1 protein-coding gene is annotated in these 1,274 nt (G+C 32.3%); it reads left to right on the forward strand.

All coding sequences use genetic code 11. The annotated features are described in order from the left end of the window. Positions 1 to 40: 40 nt before the first annotated feature. Complete coding sequence (locus tag EMN46_RS18520; RefSeq protein WP_154202498.1) at positions 41 to 1,267, forward strand: ISL3 family transposase; 1,227 nt, start codon at positions 41 to 43, stop codon at positions 1,265 to 1,267. Positions 1,268 to 1,274 lie beyond the last annotated feature (7 nt).

Below are 1,274 nucleotides of genomic sequence, written 5' to 3' on the forward strand. Positions count from 1 at the left end.
GGTTCTACTACCCTTTTAGTGGAAATGTGTAAATTGGTGTATGAATTTCACCAAAGATTTTTTCAATTTGGTTTTAGATTTTGGCGACCAATGGGTTATCACAAAAATAGAAACCGATCATAGTAAGCTTCATGTTTATCTTTATTTGGAATATTGTTCTGAATCTTACGAAGATCCCGATAGTTTAGAGTCAGCGAAACTATATGATCATTGTGAACTACGTGAGTGGAGGCATTTGGATATTTTGCACTACAAAAGTTATATTCGATGCAGAATCCCACGAGTTAAATGTGAAGATGGTAAGGTAAAGCAAGTTTCATTGGGCTGGGCTGATAAACATGATCGGCACACTTTTCATTTTGAAATAAGGGTCATCGATTTATTACAGATAACAAAGAATCAAACCAGAACTGCTGAGTTTTTAAGATGTAGCTTTCGATTGGTAAATCGAATCATCCACAGATGCACCGAAAGAGGAATGGCACGAAGGAATATTTCAAAAAATCCTTTTGAACATATTAGTATTGATGAGAAATCCTTTAAGAAAGGGCATAATTATGTAACAGTCGTATCTCATCCTAAAAGTGGCGTAGTTATTGACGTTGGAGAAAACAGAGACGAGAAATCAGTAAATTACTTGCTTTCAAATATATTCACCAAAGAACAATCTCAATCTGTAAATACAGTGAGTATGGATATGTGGAAAGCTTATATGAACTCTGTTAATAGGAATTTTCCAAATGCTGAAGTTGTTCATGATAAATTTCACTTAATAGCCTATTTGAACAAAGGTATTGATCAGGTAAGAAAAAGAGAAGTTAAGTATAATGATGTCTTAATTAATAGTAGATATGCTATTTTGAAAAATGAAGAGAACCTTACTGAAAAGCAAAGAGAAAAGTTTGATCTAATAAAATCCTCCAACTTTGAAGTTTCAAAAGTATGGCATATTAGAGAAAATTTTAAAGAGTTATTTGAGTATTTTAATGAAGAAAAAGAAGCAGAACAGCTACTTATTCATTGGGCACATGATTCATTCATGCAGAATATAAAGGAAGTAAATAAGATCATTCTTATGTTTTTAAGTCATGCTAAAGGAGTAATAAATGCACTAATTAGTAATTTAAATAATGCAATGGCAGAAAGATTAAATGGAAAAATACAAGAACTTAAATTGACAGCGAGAGGCTACAGAACCTTCTCTAATTTTAGAAGCGCAATTCTCTTTTTTTACGGTGGTTTAAGTCTCTATCCACTAAAATGGTAGTAGAACC

The sequence above is a fragment of the Ancylomarina sp. 16SWW S1-10-2 genome (assembly GCF_009669305.1).
In the GTDB taxonomy this organism is placed as follows: Bacteria; Bacteroidota; Bacteroidia; order Bacteroidales; family Marinifilaceae; genus Ancylomarina.